The organism is Aminobacter sp. 01T433, assembly GCF_056398585.1.
In genome coordinates this window covers 60,161-76,984 of sequence record NZ_JBFTPR010000020.1, presented here as the reverse complement: position 1 = coordinate 76,984, position 16,824 = coordinate 60,161, and the positions used below count along the sequence as shown (strand labels likewise).

The 16,824-nt window shown below is 63.2% G+C and carries 16 protein-coding genes; 10 read left to right on the top strand and 6 right to left on the bottom strand.

All coding sequences use genetic code 11. The features are described 5' to 3' along the window. Positions 1–1,032, top strand: a complete 1,032-nt coding sequence (locus tag AC1DLV_RS25865) for a hydroxyacid dehydrogenase (RefSeq protein ID WP_476802904.1) — start codon at positions 1–3, stop codon at positions 1,030–1,032. A gap of 19 nt (positions 1,033–1,051) precedes the next feature. Here AC1DLV_RS25865 and AC1DLV_RS25860 read toward each other — a convergent pair whose 3' ends face one another. Beyond that, positions 1,052–2,296, bottom strand: coding sequence for a TCR/Tet family MFS transporter (locus AC1DLV_RS25860; RefSeq protein WP_476802903.1), 1,245 nt, complete (start codon positions 2,294–2,296; stop codon positions 1,052–1,054). 218 nt (positions 2,297–2,514) lie between these two features. Here AC1DLV_RS25860 and AC1DLV_RS25855 point away from each other — a divergent pair, with 218 nt between their 5' ends. After that, the gene (locus AC1DLV_RS25855) at positions 2,515–3,963 is read left to right on the top strand and encodes an aldehyde dehydrogenase family protein (RefSeq protein ID WP_476802902.1); all 1,449 of its coding nucleotides are present in this window, start codon (positions 2,515–2,517) and stop codon (positions 3,961–3,963) included. 263 nt (positions 3,964–4,226) lie between these two features. Here AC1DLV_RS25855 and AC1DLV_RS25850 read toward each other — a convergent pair whose 3' ends face one another. The 3 genes from AC1DLV_RS25850 to AC1DLV_RS25840 all read right to left on the bottom strand — a co-directional run bounded on the left by AC1DLV_RS25850 (position 4,227) and on the right by AC1DLV_RS25840 (position 6,972). Then, entirely contained in the window at positions 4,227–4,898 is a 672-nt protein-coding gene (locus tag AC1DLV_RS25850; protein ID WP_476802927.1) for an MBL fold metallo-hydrolase, read from the bottom strand. Between the two features lie 50 nt (positions 4,899–4,948). Then, entirely contained in the window at positions 4,949–6,115 is a 1,167-nt protein-coding gene (locus AC1DLV_RS25845) for a diphosphate--fructose-6-phosphate 1-phosphotransferase (protein WP_476802901.1), read from the bottom strand. Positions 6,116–6,225: 110 nt separating this feature from the next. Then, a complete protein-coding gene (locus AC1DLV_RS25840) occupies positions 6,226–6,972 on the bottom strand; it encodes a L,D-transpeptidase (RefSeq protein WP_476836286.1) in 747 nt (248 codons plus the stop codon). A 175-nt stretch (positions 6,973–7,147) separates the two neighbouring features. Between AC1DLV_RS25840 and AC1DLV_RS25835 the strand changes: the two genes are divergently transcribed. Beyond that, the gene (locus AC1DLV_RS25835; RefSeq protein ID WP_476802899.1) at positions 7,148–7,771 is read left to right on the top strand and encodes a LysE family translocator; all 624 of its coding nucleotides are present in this window, start codon (positions 7,148–7,150) and stop codon (positions 7,769–7,771) included. 262 nt (positions 7,772–8,033) lie between these two features. Further along, a complete protein-coding gene (xylB, locus tag AC1DLV_RS25830; protein ID WP_476836285.1) occupies positions 8,034–9,497 on the top strand; it encodes a xylulokinase in 1,464 nt (487 codons plus the stop codon). 19 nt (positions 9,498–9,516) lie between these two features. Here xylB and AC1DLV_RS25825 read toward each other — a convergent pair whose 3' ends face one another. After that, on the bottom strand, positions 9,517–9,876 hold the full coding sequence (locus AC1DLV_RS25825) for a nuclear transport factor 2 family protein (RefSeq protein ID WP_476802897.1): 360 nt from the start codon (positions 9,874–9,876) through the stop codon (positions 9,517–9,519). Positions 9,877–10,027: 151 nt separating this feature from the next. Here AC1DLV_RS25825 and xylA point away from each other — a divergent pair, with 151 nt between their 5' ends. The 3 genes from xylA (at position 10,028) to AC1DLV_RS25810 (ending at position 12,481) form a co-directional block, all read left to right on the top strand. After that, positions 10,028–11,338 carry a xylose isomerase gene (xylA, locus tag AC1DLV_RS25820; protein ID WP_476802896.1) on the top strand — a complete coding sequence of 437 codons (1,311 nt, stop codon included), beginning with the start codon at positions 10,028–10,030 and terminating at the stop codon, positions 11,336–11,338. Positions 11,339–11,536: 198 nt separating this feature from the next. Continuing rightward, on the top strand, positions 11,537–11,665 hold the full coding sequence (locus AC1DLV_RS25815; RefSeq protein ID WP_476802895.1) for a hypothetical protein: 129 nt from the start codon (positions 11,537–11,539) through the stop codon (positions 11,663–11,665). 24 nt (positions 11,666–11,689) lie between these two features. Beyond that, on the top strand, positions 11,690–12,481 hold the full coding sequence (locus tag AC1DLV_RS25810; RefSeq protein ID WP_476802894.1) for a TIGR01458 family HAD-type hydrolase: 792 nt from the start codon (positions 11,690–11,692) through the stop codon (positions 12,479–12,481). Here AC1DLV_RS25810 and AC1DLV_RS25805 read toward each other — a convergent pair. Continuing rightward, entirely contained in the window at positions 12,478–13,458 is a 981-nt protein-coding gene (locus tag AC1DLV_RS25805) for a GlxA family transcriptional regulator (protein WP_476802893.1), read from the bottom strand. The genes AC1DLV_RS25810 and AC1DLV_RS25805 overlap by 4 nt on opposite strands. A 76-nt stretch (positions 13,459–13,534) precedes the next feature. Between AC1DLV_RS25805 and bcoG the strand changes: the two genes are divergently transcribed. The 3 genes from bcoG to AC1DLV_RS25790 are packed head-to-tail and all read left to right on the top strand — an operon-like array spanning position 13,535 to position 16,746. Next, on the top strand, positions 13,535–14,452 hold the full coding sequence (bcoG, locus tag AC1DLV_RS25800; RefSeq protein ID WP_476802892.1) for a 3-dehydrocarnitine:acetyl-CoA trimethylamine transferase BcoG: 918 nt from the start codon (positions 13,535–13,537) through the stop codon (positions 14,450–14,452). Positions 14,453–14,489: 37 nt separating this feature from the next. Continuing rightward, positions 14,490–15,578 (top strand): carnitine 3-dehydrogenase, encoded by a 1,089-nt coding sequence (locus tag AC1DLV_RS25795; protein WP_476802891.1) that lies wholly within the window; start codon positions 14,490–14,492, stop codon positions 15,576–15,578. Positions 15,579–15,582: 4 nt separating this feature from the next. Next, the gene (locus tag AC1DLV_RS25790; protein WP_476836284.1) at positions 15,583–16,746 is read left to right on the top strand and encodes an acyl-CoA dehydrogenase family protein; all 1,164 of its coding nucleotides are present in this window, start codon (positions 15,583–15,585) and stop codon (positions 16,744–16,746) included. Positions 16,747–16,824 lie beyond the last annotated feature (78 nt).

The window sequence follows — 16,824 nt, the reverse complement described above, 5'->3', positions numbered from 1 at the left end:
ATGGCCAAGGCCGAAAAACCGCTTGTGTTGAGTTCACCAGCACCGCGCACGCTTGACCTGATCTTCTCGCCAAGCGCTCTTGGCGTGCTGCACGAAAAGTACGAAATCGTGGAAGTCGAGCCCGCTGATATCGCCGCTCTCGACGACAATACGCTGGCGAACATCCGCTACATCATTGGCCAGCCGCCGCTGTCGCAGGAGACGTTGTCGCGGATGCGGTCCTTGCGCTGCATCTTCAACGTCGAAGGCAATTTGCTCGACAATATGCCTTACGAGCAGCTGTTTCAGCGCGGCATTCATGTCGTCACGTCGAGCCAGGTTTTCGCCGAGCCGGTGGCCGAAATCGGGCTCGCCTTCGCGCTCGACCTGGCGCGCGGGGTGGTCGATGCCGACCTGGCCTTCCGGCAGGGTGATGAGCTGTGGGGCTCCGAGGGCAACCGGACGGCGCGGCTGCTCTCAGGTTCGGAGGTCGGCTTCATCGGCTTTGGCGATCTCGGCAAGGCGTTGCATCGCCTGCTTCAAGGATTTAGGGCGCGGATCAAGGCCTTCGACCCATGGCTGCCGCCTTCCGTGCTGATCGAGCATGGCGTGGTGCCAGCGTCGCTGGACGAGGTGCTTTCGCAAAGCGATTTTGTCTTCGTCGTCGCTTCGGTGACCAGCGAGAACCAGGGTTTTCTCGATGCAAAGTCCTTCGCCAGCATGCGCAAGGGAGCTGCGCTCATCTTGCTCAGCCGTGCAGGTGTCGTCGATTTCCCTGATTTGATGGAAGCTGTGCGCAGTGGCCACATCCTTGCTGCCAGCGATGTCTTTCCCGAGGAACCGCCGGCGAAGGATCATCCGGTGCGTTCGCTGCCCGGCTTCCTGCGTTCCGCTCACCGTGCCGGCGCGCTCGACGTCGCCTTCAAGCGCATGGGCGACATGGTGCTGGAAGACATGGCGCTCATCGACCGCAACTTGCCGCCGATGCGCTGCAAACGCGCCGAGCGCGAGACCGTGTCGCGCATGCGCTCGAAGCCGGTCGACAAGAGCTGATGGGGTTCAGTCCCTGATCTCAGGCAGTTTTTTCCGCTTCGTCGGCACGGCCGGCCTTGCGGGCAACCGCCCAGCCGAGCAGGGCCGCGGCAAGCAGCACGACGGCGGCGAGGTAGAAGGCGAGGCCGGGGTAGGGCATCGGCGTGCCTTCGCGCAACGTCCAGGCATAGACAGCGCCAAAAAACAGCGGCGACAATACGCCGGCGATGCTTGCCACGCTCATATTGGCGCCTTGGAGCTGGCCCTGTTCGGATTCTGAAACGCGCTGGGTCATCAGCGACTGGGTTGTGGGCATGGCGAGGCCCCATAAGGCATTGGGGATCATCGCCAGCGTGAACCAGAGGCCCGTGGGCGCCCAGCCCATGCAGGCGATGCCGACTGCGCCGCCGAACAGGCCGAACACCATGGTGGCGCGGTCGCCGAAGCGCTTGACGACCGGGCCGACGATCAGGCCCTGCACGATCATGTCGAGCACGCCGACGAGCGCAAGCAATGTGCCGACCTCCCAGGCATGCCAGTTGTAGCGATAGGCAGCATAGAGCACGAACACGGCTGAGAAGACATGGTGGGCGAAGTGCAGAAGGAAGGTCACGCCTGCAAGGCCGGTCAGTTCGGGGTGCGAGCGCAGCAGCATCATCGCACCGAAAGGGTTGGCCCGGCGCCATGAGAATGCCATGCGCTTTTCCGGCGCCAGCGATTCCGGCAGGACGAAGGCACCGTAGAGAAAGGCGAGCCCGCTCATAGCTGCTGCCACCCAGAACGGCGCGCGCGGCGAGATTTCGCCGAGGAAGCCGCCCATCAGCGGGCCGGCGACAAAGCCGGCGCTGAACGCAGCACCGATCAGGCCATAGGCGCGGGCGCGGCCCTCGGGCGGGGTGATGTCGGCCATGTAGGCGAAGACGGTGGTGAAGCTCGACGAGGTGATGCCGGCTACGATGCGGCCAAGCGCCAGCCACCACAGGTTGGGCGCCAGTGCCATCAGCACATAGTCGGCGGCAAGGCCAGCCGTCGACAGCAGGATCACTGGCCGGCGGCCGTAGCGGTCCGACAGCGAACCGATGATCGGCGAGCAGACGAACTGCATGAAGGCCCAAAGCGCGACAAAGACACCGTTGATCCAGCCCGCATCGGCATTGGAACCGACGAATTCCTCGATCAGCGACGGCAGCACAGGGATGATGATGCCCATCGCCACGATGTCGAGAACGGCGGTGACAAAGATGAAGGCGATCGCCGCCTGGCGGCGCGAACCTGTGATGGACATGATGGAGGCCTCGATGGACGAGCCTTATAAAAACAACTTGGCGCGCGATCCACCCGCCACCGGCTATATTACCAAAACCTACTGACATTGTGTCACAGGCTGCCAAGCAGTGACCCAAGCCTTCCCGCGCTGGGGTTGCCGGCCTACAAATGCGGTCGGATTCAAGACATGGGCGCGTTGTGCGCTGTTCTACAAATCTGCCAAACAAGGAGCCCGCCATGCTGCGCAAGACGAATTTCTTCATCGACGGAAAATGGGTCGCGCCAACGATTGCGAAGGAGCTCGAGGTCATCAACCCGGCCGACGAGCAGGCTTTTGCGGTCATTTCGCTGGGCTCGGCCGCCGATGTCGACAAGGCTGTCGCGGCCGCCCAGCGCGCCTTCCCGGCATGGAGCGCGACCAGCCGCAAACAGCGTCTGGAGCTGCTCGAAAAGCTGCTCGCCGCCTACAACAGGCGCATGCGCGACATGGCCAATGCGATCTCGTGGGAGATGGGTGCGCCGATCAAGCTGGCGCTCGAATCCCAGGCCGCCTGCGGTGCCGGTCACATCGCGAGCTTCATCGAAGTGCTGAAGGGCTTCGAATTTGAGGAGCCGCTCGACGAGAAAAATCCGCAGGAGCGTATCGTGCGCGAGCCGATCGGCGTTTGCGGACTGATCACGCCGTGGAACTGGCCGATGAACCAGGTGACGCTGAAGGTTGTGCCCGCACTTGCCGCCGGTTGCACGGTGGTGCTGAAGCCGTCCGAGATCGCACCGATGTCGTCGATCGTTTTTGCCGAGATGATGGAAGAGGCAGGTTTCCCGGCGGGCGTGTTCAACATGGTCAATGGAGACGGGCCGAGCGTGGGCGAGGCGATGTCGCGCCATCCCGGCATCGACATGATGTCGTTCACCGGTTCGACGCGGGCTGGCGTCGCGGTCACCAAGGCAGCATCGGAGACGGTCAAGCGCGTGGCGCTGGAGCTTGGTGGCAAATCGCCCAACATCGTCTTCGCAGATGTCGACCTTGAAGATGCGGTGACGCGCGGGCTGGCGCATTGCTTTGAAAACACCGGCCAGTCCTGCAATGCCCCGACGCGCATGCTGGTGCAGCGTCCGGTCTATGACAAGGCGGTCGACATCGCCGCCAGGTACGCCGCCACTGTGAAGGTCGGCAATCCGGCCGAGGACGGCGACCATATCGGACCGCTGTCGTCCGACGTGCAGTTCGACAAGGTGCAAGGCCTGATCGACGTCGCCATCAAGGAAGGCGCGCGCGTCGTTGCCGGCGGGCTTGGACGTCCGGAGGGTTTCAACCGCGGCTATTATGTCAGGCCTACCGTCTTCGCCGACGTCAACAATGACATGCGCATCGCGCGTGAAGAGGTGTTCGGACCGGTGCTGGCGATGATCCCGTTCGAGACGGAAGAAGAGGCGATCGCCATTGCCAACGATACGCCCTACGGCCTGTCGGCCTATGTGCAATCAGGCGACAAGGCGCGTGCCCAGCGCGTGGCGCGCAAGCTCAGGGCCGGCATGGTGCAGATCAATGGCGCTGATCGTCCTTATGGCAGCCCCTTTGGCGGCTACAAGCAGTCGGGCCTCGGCCGCGAGGGCGGCAAGTGGGGGTTAGAGGATTTCCTCGAGGTCAAGGCGATCAGCGGTTTTGAGGAAGGGCTGGGCTAGGGCTTGGGAGCTATCGAGGTGACCTTCTCGGAGGTAGTCTCGTAGAAGGTCCCCCTCTCCGTCACGGCATCGCCGTGCCACCTCTCCCCCACTTTGTGGGGGCGAGGAACCCGAGTTCTGCGAGGTCGGACCTAATAAACTCCCCTGCACGGAGAACGCGACTAGCGTTTCCTCGCCCCCACAAAGTGGGGGAGAGGTGGCACGGCGAAGCCGTGACGGAGAGGGGGTGTTGCTGGGCGTGAAGGATCAGACTCGGCTCGCGCCTAACCCTCATTCCTCGTCAAATAATCCTCGGCGATCTCGCGCATCCTTGGCCCGTCGATGCTGTCGGCGTGGCCGCCATGGGCAACTCGCACCGGCAAGTCGATGAGCCGGCGCATCGTGGCGCAATAGTCGGCGCGGTTCGAATCCGGCATGTCGTCGACCAAAAACCCGCCATGGATGGCGTCGCCGCTGAACAGCGTTCCGTCATGCTCGTCGAACAGACCGATCGAGCCGGGCGAATGGCCAGGCAGATGCAGGACGCGAAAAGCCCTGTCGCCAAGGTCGATTACGTCGCCCTCATCGAGCAGGCGGTGAAGCGGCGCGGGTTCGATCGCGTAGCCGGCGGAATTCCAGCCGGGATAGGGCAGCTCGGATACGGCGCCGGGAAAATCGCGGAACATGTGGGCGTAGGTTGCTTCGTCCGGCATCGTCTCGAAGAACGCAGCCTCGATGCGCGGGCCGGCGCGCCACGAGAATTCGTGCAGCGAGCCGACATGGTCGAGATGCACATGCGTCGCCACTGCGAGCAGCGGCTTGCCGGGCCGGATATCAATTTCGGGCGCGAGCGGGCAGATGCCCATGCCGGTGTCGACCAGAAGATCCAGGTTGCGCCCGCGCACCAGCCACATGTTGGCGCGGCAATAGTCGGTGACGAAAGGTTCGGTCAGCATCGTTGTCGTCGCGTCGACGATGCTTTTCGAAAACCAGCCGGCACGTGGCTTCAAACGAACGGCCTGCCGATCTTGAAGCGGCCGGGCACCAGCCGCCTGAAATAGTCCATGCCCTTTTCCGACAGCTGGTTGACGTCTGAAAGCATGTAATCGTCGGGCATGTGGCGCGTCTTGCCGGCGACGTTGGCGAGGGGCACGAGCTTGAGAACCGTCTTGCCGCCTTCATATTTCAGCGCCACCGAGCCGCCGCCCTTGTCGGCAGCGTCGATGGCGAAAACGCCGGCGTCAAAAGCTTCCTGCGCATCGACCGCGTTGACGGCGCCGATATAGCCGCGCGGCATATAGCCGAGCGCATCGACACGGGCACGCTTGCCCGGAAGCCCCTCGGCCAATGCGTTTTCGAACGCGCGGCTCAAATCGCTGCCCGACAGCTTGATGTTGCCATGCGCGTCGCGCTCGAGCTTGTCGGCGGGCACGATGCTTTCGACCAAGGCCTTGCCGTCGGCGGTGGTGACGCCCTCGGAAACGGCGACGACGCAACGGCGATGACGGGCAAGTGTAGCCTTCACCTCGTCGATGAAGCGCGGCACCGAAAAGGCGCGCTCGGGCACATAGATCAGATGCGGGCCGTCGCTGTTGTCGTCGCGCCAGGCCGCCGCAGCAGCGGTCAGAAAGCCGGCATGGCGACCCATGACGATGCCGACATAGATGCCGGGCAATGCGCGGAAATCGAGATCGACGCTGAGAAAGGCGCCGGCAACGAACTCCGCCGCCGAGATGAAGCCCGGCACGTGGTCGTTTTCCTCGAGATCGTTGTCGATGGTCTTGGGCGCGTGCACGAAAGCAATGGAACCTTGCGCTGCGTCGGCCAGGATCTGCTGGGTGCCGGCGGTGTCGTTGCCGCCGATATAGATGAAGGCGCGGGCGTCGGCCTTTTTCAGCCCTTCGAGGATGACCTCGCAATATGCTGCGTCAGGCTTGTCGCGTGTGCTGCCAAGGGCAGCACTGGGTGTCGCGGCGATGCGCAGAAGCTGTTCTTCTGCGATGTCGGTCAGATCGACATAGTCGCCGTCGCGGATGCCGCGCACGCCATGGCGCGAGCCCAGAATGCGTGCACTGGGGTGGCGGCGGCGAATTTCGAGCACAGCGCCGGCCATCGTCTGGTTGATCACGGCGGTCGGTCCGCCACCTTGCGCGATCACGAATGTCGAAGGCATGGACGTTGTCCTCCCATCTGGCATTTTCTTGAGCATGCGCCCTTCCGGGGAGCGGACGCAATGGGAGATTCAGGGCTTTGAGCCGGAGCAAATACTCCGGCCATAGGTGGTCAGCCGACGACGATCGGCGTCTTGCCGTTGACGCGGCTGTAGAGGTCGATGACGTCCTGGTTGATCATGCGTACGCAGCCCGACGACATCGCCTGGCCGATGGTCCACCATTCGGGCGAGCCGTGAACACGGTAGCCGGTGTCCTGGCCGTCCTTGAAGATGTAGAGCGCGCGTGCGCCGAGCGGATTGTCGAGGCCGCCGGGCTGGCCGCCGGCCCACTTAACCAACTCCGGCTTGCGCGCGATCATTTCGCGCGGCGGCGTCCATGTCGGCCACTTCTTGCCGTACTGGATGTTGGCGCGGCCATTCCACAAGAAGCCGTCGCGGCCAATGCCGACACCATAGCGGATGGCGTCGCCACCCGGCTGGACAAGATAGAGATAGCGTTCCTGCAGCCGCACAACGATCGTGCCGGGGGCTTCGCCGGTCGGATCGACAACGATCTGGCGGCGAAATTTCGGGTCGACCTTGGCGAACGGGATTTCGGGCAGCTGGTATCCTTCGTCGGTGAAGGACGCATACATCAGCTCGGGGCGAGTGACCTGCTTGTCGACGCTGATCTGCGGCCGGATCGAACCGGTCGTGGTGGTGTCGAGCCCCATGGCTGGGAGTTCGAAATCCATGCTGCGGCTGCAGCCCGCGAGCAGGCCGGCGGCGCCGAGGCCGAAGAGCACCTTGCGGCGCGAGGCAAGATTCTGGGCGCGATCGGTCAGGTCGGGCTTCGAGGGAGCAGGCGATTTCGACACGGCACAATTCCACTGTTTACGCGGGGGCGGCCAGACACCGGGCGGACCCGGCTGGATAGTTCGCATTTTCACCATTCATGGTTGAAAAAGCATGAACGCCGCGTGTGCTGCGTTAAGGGCTTTACATCGGTGCAATGGCGGAGCTTGATCCCTTTTCCAAAGAGGGAGAGTTTGCATGTCGTTTGAAAGTTGGGCCGCCTTTGCTGCCGCTTCTGCGGTGTTGCTTGTCATTCCGGGGCCGACAATCCTGTTGGTCGTGTCCTACGCGCTCGGCCAGGGCTGGCGCACCGCGCTGCCGATGGCGGTTGGCGTGGCACTCGGCGATTTCACCGCAATGACGCTGTCGATGCTCGGCATCGGTGCGCTGCTTGCGGCTTCTGCCACCGTCTTCACCTTGCTGAAGTGGATTGGCGCTGCCTATCTCATCTATCTCGGCATCAAGCTGTTCCGCGCCGGTGGAGCGCTCGACGCCAAGCCACGGACGGACGCCGCCTCGGCTGCCAAGATGATGGCGCATGCCTGGATCGTGACCGCGCTCAACCCCAAGAGCATCACCTTCTTCGTCGCCTTCCTGCCCCAGTTCCTCGACCGCAACGGCGATTTCTGGACCCAGATGCTGATCTTCGAGCTGACCTTCCTGACGCTCGCCTTTGCCAATGCCTTCGGTTACGCGCTGGTCGCGGCCCGCGCCCGCAGCGTGGTTGCCAATCCGCGCGCCATTCGCATCTTCAACCGCACCGGCGGCACGCTGCTGGTCGGCGCGGGCATCGCGGCTGCCGCGGTGCGCACCGGACACTGAGGTTTTGCGGCGCCGGCGCGATGGCCGTCGCCTTCGCTACAGCGCCGCCAGTCGGCCCGTTTCACAGTGGTTTGATATTTATTGCGAGATTCGAAAAAAATAGCCGCCTTGCCACTTTCAGGCCACGGATTTTTTGGTATGAAACGATGTCCGTCGGAGGAACGGGCGGCGACCTGAACCGTTTTGCCGGTTGCGCCAGTTGAATTGAAGGGCCCACGCGCTGACTTTTCGCGCCTGAATGGCTCGTTCGGGAGGAGCGATCATGTATCTCGGGCTGGATCTCGGCACATCGGGCGTCAAGGCGCTGCTCATCGACGCCGAGCAGAAGGTGGTCGGCTCCGGTCACGGTTCACTCGACGTGTCGCGGCCGCATCCCGGCTGGTCCGAGCAGGATCCGGCCGACTGGATCCGCGCCACCGAAGCTGCCATTGCCGAGCTGAAGGCGACGTATCCTAAAGCACTCGCTGCCGTTCGCGGCATCGGCCTGTCCGGCCAGATGCATGGCGCTACGCTGGTCGACGCAGCCGGCAAGGTGCTTCGCCCTTGCATTCTCTGGAACGATACCCGCAGCCATGCCGAAGCCGCCAGGCTCGACGCTGACCCGCGCTTCCGCAAGATCACCGGCAACATCGTCTTTCCAGGCTTCACCGCCCCAAAGCTCGCCTGGGTGAAGGCCAACGAGCCGGCCATTTTCGCCAAGGTCGCCAAGGTGCTTTTGCCCAAGGATTATCTCCGGCTCTGGCTGTCGGGCGAGCACATCTCCGAAATGTCTGATGCTGCGGGCACCGCATGGCTTGATGTTGCGGGGAGACGCTGGTCACCCGAACTTCTGGCCGCGACCGATCTCGATGAAAGCCACATGCCGCATTTGGTCGAAGGCACCGAACGTGCCGGACAATTGCGCGCCGAACTGGTCGCCAAATGGGGCATGGCACATTCGGTTGTGATCGCGGGTGGGGCAGGCGACAACGCGGCTTCAGCCTGTGGCATGGGCACGGTTCGGCCGGGCTCTGCCTTTGTGTCGCTCGGTACATCTGGCGTGCTGTTTGCCGCCAACGGCGCTTATCTGCCCAATCCCGAAAGCGCCGTTCACACCTTCTGTCACGCGCTGCCCAATGCCTGGCATCAGATGGGCGTCATCTTGTCGGCGACGGATTCGCTCAACTGGCTGAGCAACATCACCGGCAAGAATGCTGGGGAATTGACCGGCGAACTGGGCGATGAATTGCGTGCGCCGTCGGGCGTCAGCTTCCTGCCCTATCTCTCGGGCGAGCGCACACCGCATAATGATGCGGCGATCCGTGGTTCGTTCACCGGCCTTGCACATGAGATCGACCGCGCGGGGATGACGCAAGCCGTTCTCGAAGGTGTTGCTTTCGCTTTCCGCGACAGCCTTGAAGCGCTTGAGAAGGCCGGCACCACGCTGGAGCGCGTGACGGCGATCGGCGGCGGCTCGCGCTCACGCTACTGGCTGAAGGCGATTGCCACCGCACTTGGCGTTCCTGTCGACATTCCCGCCGGTGGCGACTTCGGTGCGGCGTTCGGTGCCGCACGCCTTGGCCTGATCGCGGCGGAGGGGGGCGACCCCTACGCCGTCTGCACCCCGCCCGTGACCGCCGAAACCATTGAGCCCGCCGCAGCTTTGGCCGATGCCTATGGCGAGGCGTATCGGCGTTACCGCAGGCTCTATCCAGCTATCAAGGCCGTGACAGATGATGCCGTCTGAGCCCATAGTGGATGCCAGCTTACGCCGGCACCTTGTCGAGGAAGCCGGTTACGCGGCTCAGCCTGCCGTTTTCGATGACGCCGAAATCGGTGCCTTCGATCACCGCGTCGGCACCATCAGGGCCAAGGCCCCAGGAGAAGCGGACATTGTCGCCGAAGCCGTCGACATTGCCCTTGAGCGCGAAGCGGAAGCCCGGGAACTGCGCATGCACGCCCTGGATCAGCGCCGCGACGCCTTGGTGGCCGTCGCCCTGCATGATCGGGTCGCGGTACTGAATACCGCTGGTGAATGCAGCTTCCACAAGTCCCGACCGGCGCGCGGCGTCGGTCTCGTTCCAGGCGGCGATGTAGTTCCGGGCGATGGTGTTGTGGTCGGTCATTTGAGGTCTCCGTCAGGGATGTCTTCGTTGACGCAGCCGTTTTGCCATTGGGCTCGACCCAGACCAATTACCGCAGAGGTAATCGAATTCGGAATTTCGCACGCCGCCCGGCAACGGGCGGTTATCGGCACTCATTGAAAGGAGTTCCCCTATGAGCACCGGCTATTTCGGCGACATCAAACCCGTCAAATATGAAGGCACCAGCAGCACGAACCCGCTGGCCTACCGCCACTACAATCCCGACGAAATCGTGCTGGGCAAGCGCCTCGAAGATCATCTGCGCTTTGCCGTCGCCTACTGGCACACCTTCGCCTGGCCGGGCGGCGACCCGTTTGGCGGCCAGACGTTTGAACGCCCTTGGTTCGGCGAGACGATGGAACATGCCAAACTCAAGGCGGACGTTGCCTTCGAGCTGTTTTCGCTACTGGGCGTCCCTTATTTCTGCTTCCACGATGCCGATGTGCGCCCTGAAGGTGCGACTTTCTCCGAAAGTGCAACGCGTCTCGACGAGATCGCCGATCATTTCGAAGGCAAGATGAAGCAGACGGGCGTCAAGCTGCTTTGGGGCACGGCGAACCTGTTTTCCAACCGCCGCTTCATGTCGGGTGCCGCCACCAACCCGGATCCCGATGTCTTTGCTTATGCGGCGGCGACGGTGAAGCATTGCATCGACGTCACCAAGCGGCTCAAGGGCGAGAATTACGTGCTGTGGGGCGGCCGCGAAGGTTACGAGACGCTGCTCAACACCGACATGGGCCGCGAGCTCGACCAGATGGGCCGCTTCCTCAATCTGGTGGTCGACTACAAGCATAAGATCGGTTTCACCGGCACGATCCTGATCGAGCCCAAGCCGCAGGAGCCGACCAAGCACCAGTATGATTACGACGTCGCCACCGTTTACGGCTTCCTCAGGAAGTACGGGCTGGAAAACGAGGTGAAGGTCAATATCGAGCAGGGCCACGCGATCCTGGCCGGCCATTCCTTCGAACATGAGCTGGCGACCGCCAACGCGCTCGGCATCTTCGGTTCGATCGACATGAACCGCAACGACTACCAGTCGGGCTGGGACACTGACCAGTTCCCCAACAATGTGCCGGAGATGGCGCTGGCCTACTACCAGGTGCTCGCAGGCGGCGGCTTCAAGACCGGCGGCACCAATTTCGACGCCAAGCTGCGCCGCCAGTCGCTGGATCCAGAAGATCTGCTGATCGCCCATGTCGGTGGCATGGATGCCTGCGCGCGCGGCCTCAAGGCGGCGGCGAAGATGATCGAGGACAAGGCGTTGTCCGCCCCGCTCGACACCCGCTATGCCGGCTGGAATTCGCCTGAGGCCAAGGCAATGCTGGGCGGCCAGCGCACGCTCGAAGACATCTCCGCGCGCGTGATCAAGGACGGCATCGAGCCGCAGCCGAAGTCGGGCCGGCAGGAATATCTGGAGAACGTGGTCAACCGCTACGTTTGATGCCGCAACCAATCGGCGAGGGGGAATTAGCACTTCCCCCTTGCCGCCATATTGCCTCTTTCTCGCCCTCAAGACGCCCGTCGAATCAGTGACTTACGGCGCATGAGACGGGAACAAAAGACTTTCACACATTCCAACGAGCCAGAGATCGACGCCCTGCTTTGCCGGTCGCAGACCGCATCTTTCGTTGATCGCCTGATGGCCCTGCCTCCGCTTGTGGAGGCCGAACAGTCCAACGATTGGAGCCGGGCGGTTGCGCTGCGGCTCGAAGCCGTGCTTGCCCAGAACATGCGCTCGCGCATCGGTTCTGAAAGCCGCGCCGCCTGACAGCTCGGGTTTGACGAACGAAGGATGGTCGGCCATCCTTCGCCGATGATACGCGCGGTGCTTCTGGACCTTTCCGGCGTCGTCTATGACGGCGACACGCCGATACCGGGCGCGGTCGATGCCGTAGGGCGATTGCGGGCGGAAGGCCTGGCCGTTCGCTTTGTCAGCAACACCACGCGCTCGCCGCGTGCCGCCATCATCAGGCAACTTGCCGGCCTTGGCATCGACATCAGCGACGACGAACTGCTGACGCCAGCGCGAGCGGCAGTCGAATGGTTGCGCGCCCATCGCTGCTCGCCGCATCTGCTTGTTCATGCCGAGCTTGAACCGGAGTTCACCGGGTCTGAGGGCCGGCCGCACAAGGCAGTTGTCGTTGGCGATGCCGGCGAGGCGTTTGATTATTTGAGGCTCAACAGGGCTTTTCGCGAACTGGTCGACGGCGCTGAGTTCGTGGCGCTCGCCACCAACCGCACCTTCAAGGCTGGGGATGGCAAGCTCAGCCTTGATGCCGGTGCCTTTGTGACCGCGCTGGAGTTCGCGAGCGGTCGAAAGGCAACCGTGCTCGGAAAACCTTCGCCGGATTTCTTTCTCGCCGCTCTCGCAGGATTGGATTGCCTGCCGAGCGAGGCGGTGATGGTGGGCGACGATGCCGAAAGCGATGTCGCTGGCGCGTTGAATGCTGGCCTTGGTGCTGCGCTGCTGGTTCGGACGGGCAAATATCGGCCGGGAGATGAGGCGAGGTTTGGGCCGGCGCCCACTGCGTTGGTCGATGATCTCGTGGCTGCCGTCGACTGGATAATGGCAAACCGCAGCTAACCCCGCCTTAGCCTGACTGGGGCTGAGCCGAAAGCGCGAGAAAAGCTGCGCGAAAAGGCTGCCGCCGAGGAAAAACCGGTGCGCTCGGCGATCTCAGCCATGCTTACCTTGGTGTCCACCACCAGCCGCCGCGCAGCACTCAGGCGCAGGCGAAGATAATAGGTGCCCGGCGTCTCGCCGATCGAGGCACGAAAGATGCTCTCCAAGGTCCGCGCCGTCACGCCCGCGCGCCTGGCAATCGCCGCGATGGTCAGCGGCTGGTCGACATGGCTTTCCATCAGCCGGATCGCCTGGGCGAGACGCGGGTCGTAGCCGTCGAGCCGGCCGAGCGAAACCAGGGGCTGAGCGTCGGTCGCCGCGCGCGACTGATCGTAGATGAACACGCTGGCGACATCGAGCGCGACGGCCATGCCGAGCCGCGAACGCACAAGATGCAGCATCAGGTCGAAGGTCGGCGCGGCACCGCCGCAGGTGAACACCGGCCCGTCGATGACGTAGCGGTCGGGCCGCACGTCGATCTCGGGGAAGGCGGTGGAAAAATCCTCCATGTCCTCCCAGTGCGTGGTCGCCGCGCGGCCTTCGAGCAGTCCGGCGCGGGCGACCAGCCATGTGCCGGCCTCGACGCCGCCGACAGCGCGGGCGCGGCGGGCGGCTCGCCGCAAACCGCCGAGCAGCTTCGAGGTCGCGTAGCCTTGCGTGCCAAAACCGGCGATGACGACGATGACGTCACTTGCCTCATCAGGGTCGAAGGCGCCGCTCATCGCCACCGGCAGGCCGCAGGTGGTCATCGCCGGCTCGCCCGTCACCGAGACCAGCCGGAAATCAAACAGCGTTTCACCGGCGATGCGGTTGGCCGCGCGCAGCGGGTCGATGGCTGACGCCACGCACATGATCGATGCGCCGGAGAACACCAGCATGGTCACCTTGAGCGGCATGCGCTCGGCGCGAAAGATCGTGAGCTTTTCGCTTTTTGCCATTTTGATTTCGTAAAATGCAAAACAGACTTCTGCAAGTCAGGCATGTTGATCGTGTATCCGATTGGGAGGAAGTCCGATGCCGCTTGCCATGAACCAGGACGTGTTCATCACCTGTGCCGTGACCGGTTCCGGCAGCACGCAGGACCGCAGCCCACATGTGCCGCGCTCGCCCAAGCAGATCGCCGATGCTGCCATCGATGCCGCCAAGGCCGGTGCCGCAATCGTGCACTGCCATGTCCGCGACCCTGAGACGGGCAAGCCGCGGCGCGATGTCCATCTCTATCGCGAGGTGACCGAACGCATCCGCGACGCCAATGTCGATGTCGTGTTGAACCTCACCGCCGGAATGGGCGGCGACATGGTGTTCGGCTCGCCGGAAGCGCCGCTGCCGCTCAAGGAAGTTGGCACCGACATGGGCGGCGCCACCAACCGCATGGAGCACGTGCGCCAGTGCCTGCCAGAGATTTGCACTCTGGATTGCGGCACCATGAATTTCGCCGAGGCTGATTACGTCATGACCAACACGCCGGGCATGCTGCGTGCCATGGGCGGCATGATGACCGCACTTGGCGTCAAGCCGGAGATCGAGGCTTTCGACACTGGCCATTTGTGGTTCGCCAAGCAGCTGGTCGAGGAAGGCGTGCTCAAGCCTGACGCGCTAGTGCAGCTGTGCATGGGCGTGCCGTGGGGTGCGCCCGACGACCTCAACACCTTCATGGCAATGGTCAACAACGTGCCTTCGACATGGAACTGGTCGGCCTTTTCGCTCGGCCGCAACCAGATGGCCTATGCGGCAGCCGCGGTGATTGCCGGCGGCAATGTGCGCGTCGGCCTCGAGGACAATCTCTGGCTGGGCAAGGGTGTGCTCGCCACCAACGCCCAACTGGTCGAACGCGCCGTCACGATCGTCGAGAATATGGGCGCACGGGTGATCGGTCCCGAGGAGGTGCGCAAGAAGCTCAACCTCGTAAAGCGTGCGCCACTCGCGGCCTGATCGCGACATAATCTAGATTCGCCTGGGGGGCTTTCTCATGAGCATCATCACCAAAGCAGCTGCCATCGGTGGCGGGGTCATCGGCGCCGGCTGGGTCGCGCGCTTGTTGTTGAACGGCATCGACGTTTCGATCTTCGATCCCGATCCGGAGGCTTCGCGCAAGGTCGGCGAAGTGATGAAGGGAGCGCGCCGCGCCTACAAGCAGATGCTGCCCGGCGGCCTGCCCAAGGAAGGCAGACTGACCTTCGCCAAGACCATTGCGGAAGCCGTGGCCGACGCCGATTTTATCCAGGAAAGCGTGCCGGAACGGCTCGACCTCAAGCACAAGGTGCTGGCCGAGATCGACATGCACGCGCCGGCCAATGCGATCATCGGCTCGTCGACCTCGGGCATCAAGCCGTCCGACATGCAGGTGGCGATGAAGAAGCATCCTGAGCGGCTGGTCGTCGGCCACCCGTTCAACCCGGTCTATCTGCTCCCGATCGTCGAGATCGTTGGTGGCGAGCAGACTTTTCCGGAGGCCATCGAGGTCGCCAAGGAAATCTACGCGTCGATCGGCATGAAGCCGGTGGTGATCCGCAAGGAGATCGAGGCCTTTGTCGGCGACCGCCTGCTCGAAGCCTCCTGGCGCGAGGCGCTTTGGCTGATCAAGGACGGCATCTGCACGGTCGAGGAACTCGACGACATCATGCGCTATGGCTTTGGCCTGCGCTGGGCGCAGATGGGCATGTTCCAGGTCTATCGTGTTGCCGGCGGCGAGGCGGGCATGCGCCACTTCATGGCGCAGTTCGGGCCATGCCTGAAATGGCCATGGACCAAGCTGATGGACGTGCCGGAGTTCAATGACGAACTGGTCGACCTGATCGCTACCCAATCCGACGACCAGTCCGACCAATGGTCGATCCGCGAACTCGAAAAGATCCGCGACGACAATCTGGTTGCGATCATGGAAGCCCTGTCAAAACAGAACAAGGGCAAGGGCTGGGGTGCCGGCGCGCTCTACAAGGACTACACCAAACAGCTTTCCAAGCTCGCAGCCGGCAAGGTGTCGAAGGCCGCCGAGAAGGCGAGGGCCGAAAAGCCGAAGAAGAAAGTCGACAAGAAGCCCGCGAAAAAGAAAGGCTGAGACGATGCATTTCGGTCTGTCCGAGGAACAGCGGCTCATCGTCGACACGACGCGCGCCTTTGTCGAAAACGAGCTTTATCCGCATGAGCTGGAGGTCGAACGCACCGGCCATCTGCGCAGGGAATTGATCGAAGAGATCAAGGCCAAGGCGATCGCCGCCGGGCTCTATGCCGCCAACATGCCTGCCGATGTCGGCGGCGCCGGGCTCGATACGCTGACCTGGCTGCTCTACGAAAAGGAGCTTGGCCGCGCCAACTACGCGCTGCATTGGACCTGCGTTGCCAGGCCTTCGAACATCTTGCTCGCTGGCACATCAGAGCAACGCGAGAAATACCTTTTCCCCTGCATTCGCGGCGAAAAGTCGGACTGCCTGGCCATGACCGAGCCAGGCGCAGGTTCCGACCTGCGCGGCATGAAGGCGAGCGCTGTCCAGGACGGCGGCGATTGGGTGCTCAACGGCACCAAGCATTTCATCAGCCATGCCGATATCGCCGACTTCGCCATCGTCTTCATGGCGTCGGGTGAGGAAGATTCACCGCGCGGCAAGCGCAAGAAGATCACCGCCTTCTTCGTCGACAAGGGCACGCCGGGCTTCTCGGTGCGTGATGGCTACCGCAACGTCTCCCATCGTGGCTACACCAATTCGGTGCTGGAGTTCGACGACTGCCGGCTGCCGGCCAGCCAGGTACTGGGCGAGGTGCACAAGGGTTTCGAGGTTGCCAATTCATGGCTGGGCGCGACCCGCCTGCAGGTAGGCGCCACTTGCCTGGGCCGCGCCGAACGCGCGCTTGGCCATGCCATCGAATACGCTGCCCAGCGCGAGCAGTTCGGCCAGCAGATCGGCAAGTTTCAGGGCGTGTCGTTCAAGCTCGCCGACATGGCGACCGAGCTCAAGGCAGCCGAACTGATGGTGATGGAGGCCGGCTGGAAATACGACCAGGGCACGGTCACCGACCAGGACATGGCGATGGCCAAGCTCAAGGCGACCGAGATGCTGGCTTTCGTCGCCGACGAGGCGATCCAGATCCATGGCGGAATGGGCCTGATGGACGACCTGCCGCTGGAGCGTATCTGGCGTGATGCGCGCGTCGAGCGCATCTGGGAAGGTACGTCTGAGATCCAGCGCCACATCATTTCACGCGCGTTGCTCAGGGCGGTGGGGGGGTGATGCAGCTATCGCAACCGCCGTCCGGGCTCTACGGCGCCCCCCTCTGTCCTGCCGGACATCTCCCCCTCAAGGGGGGAG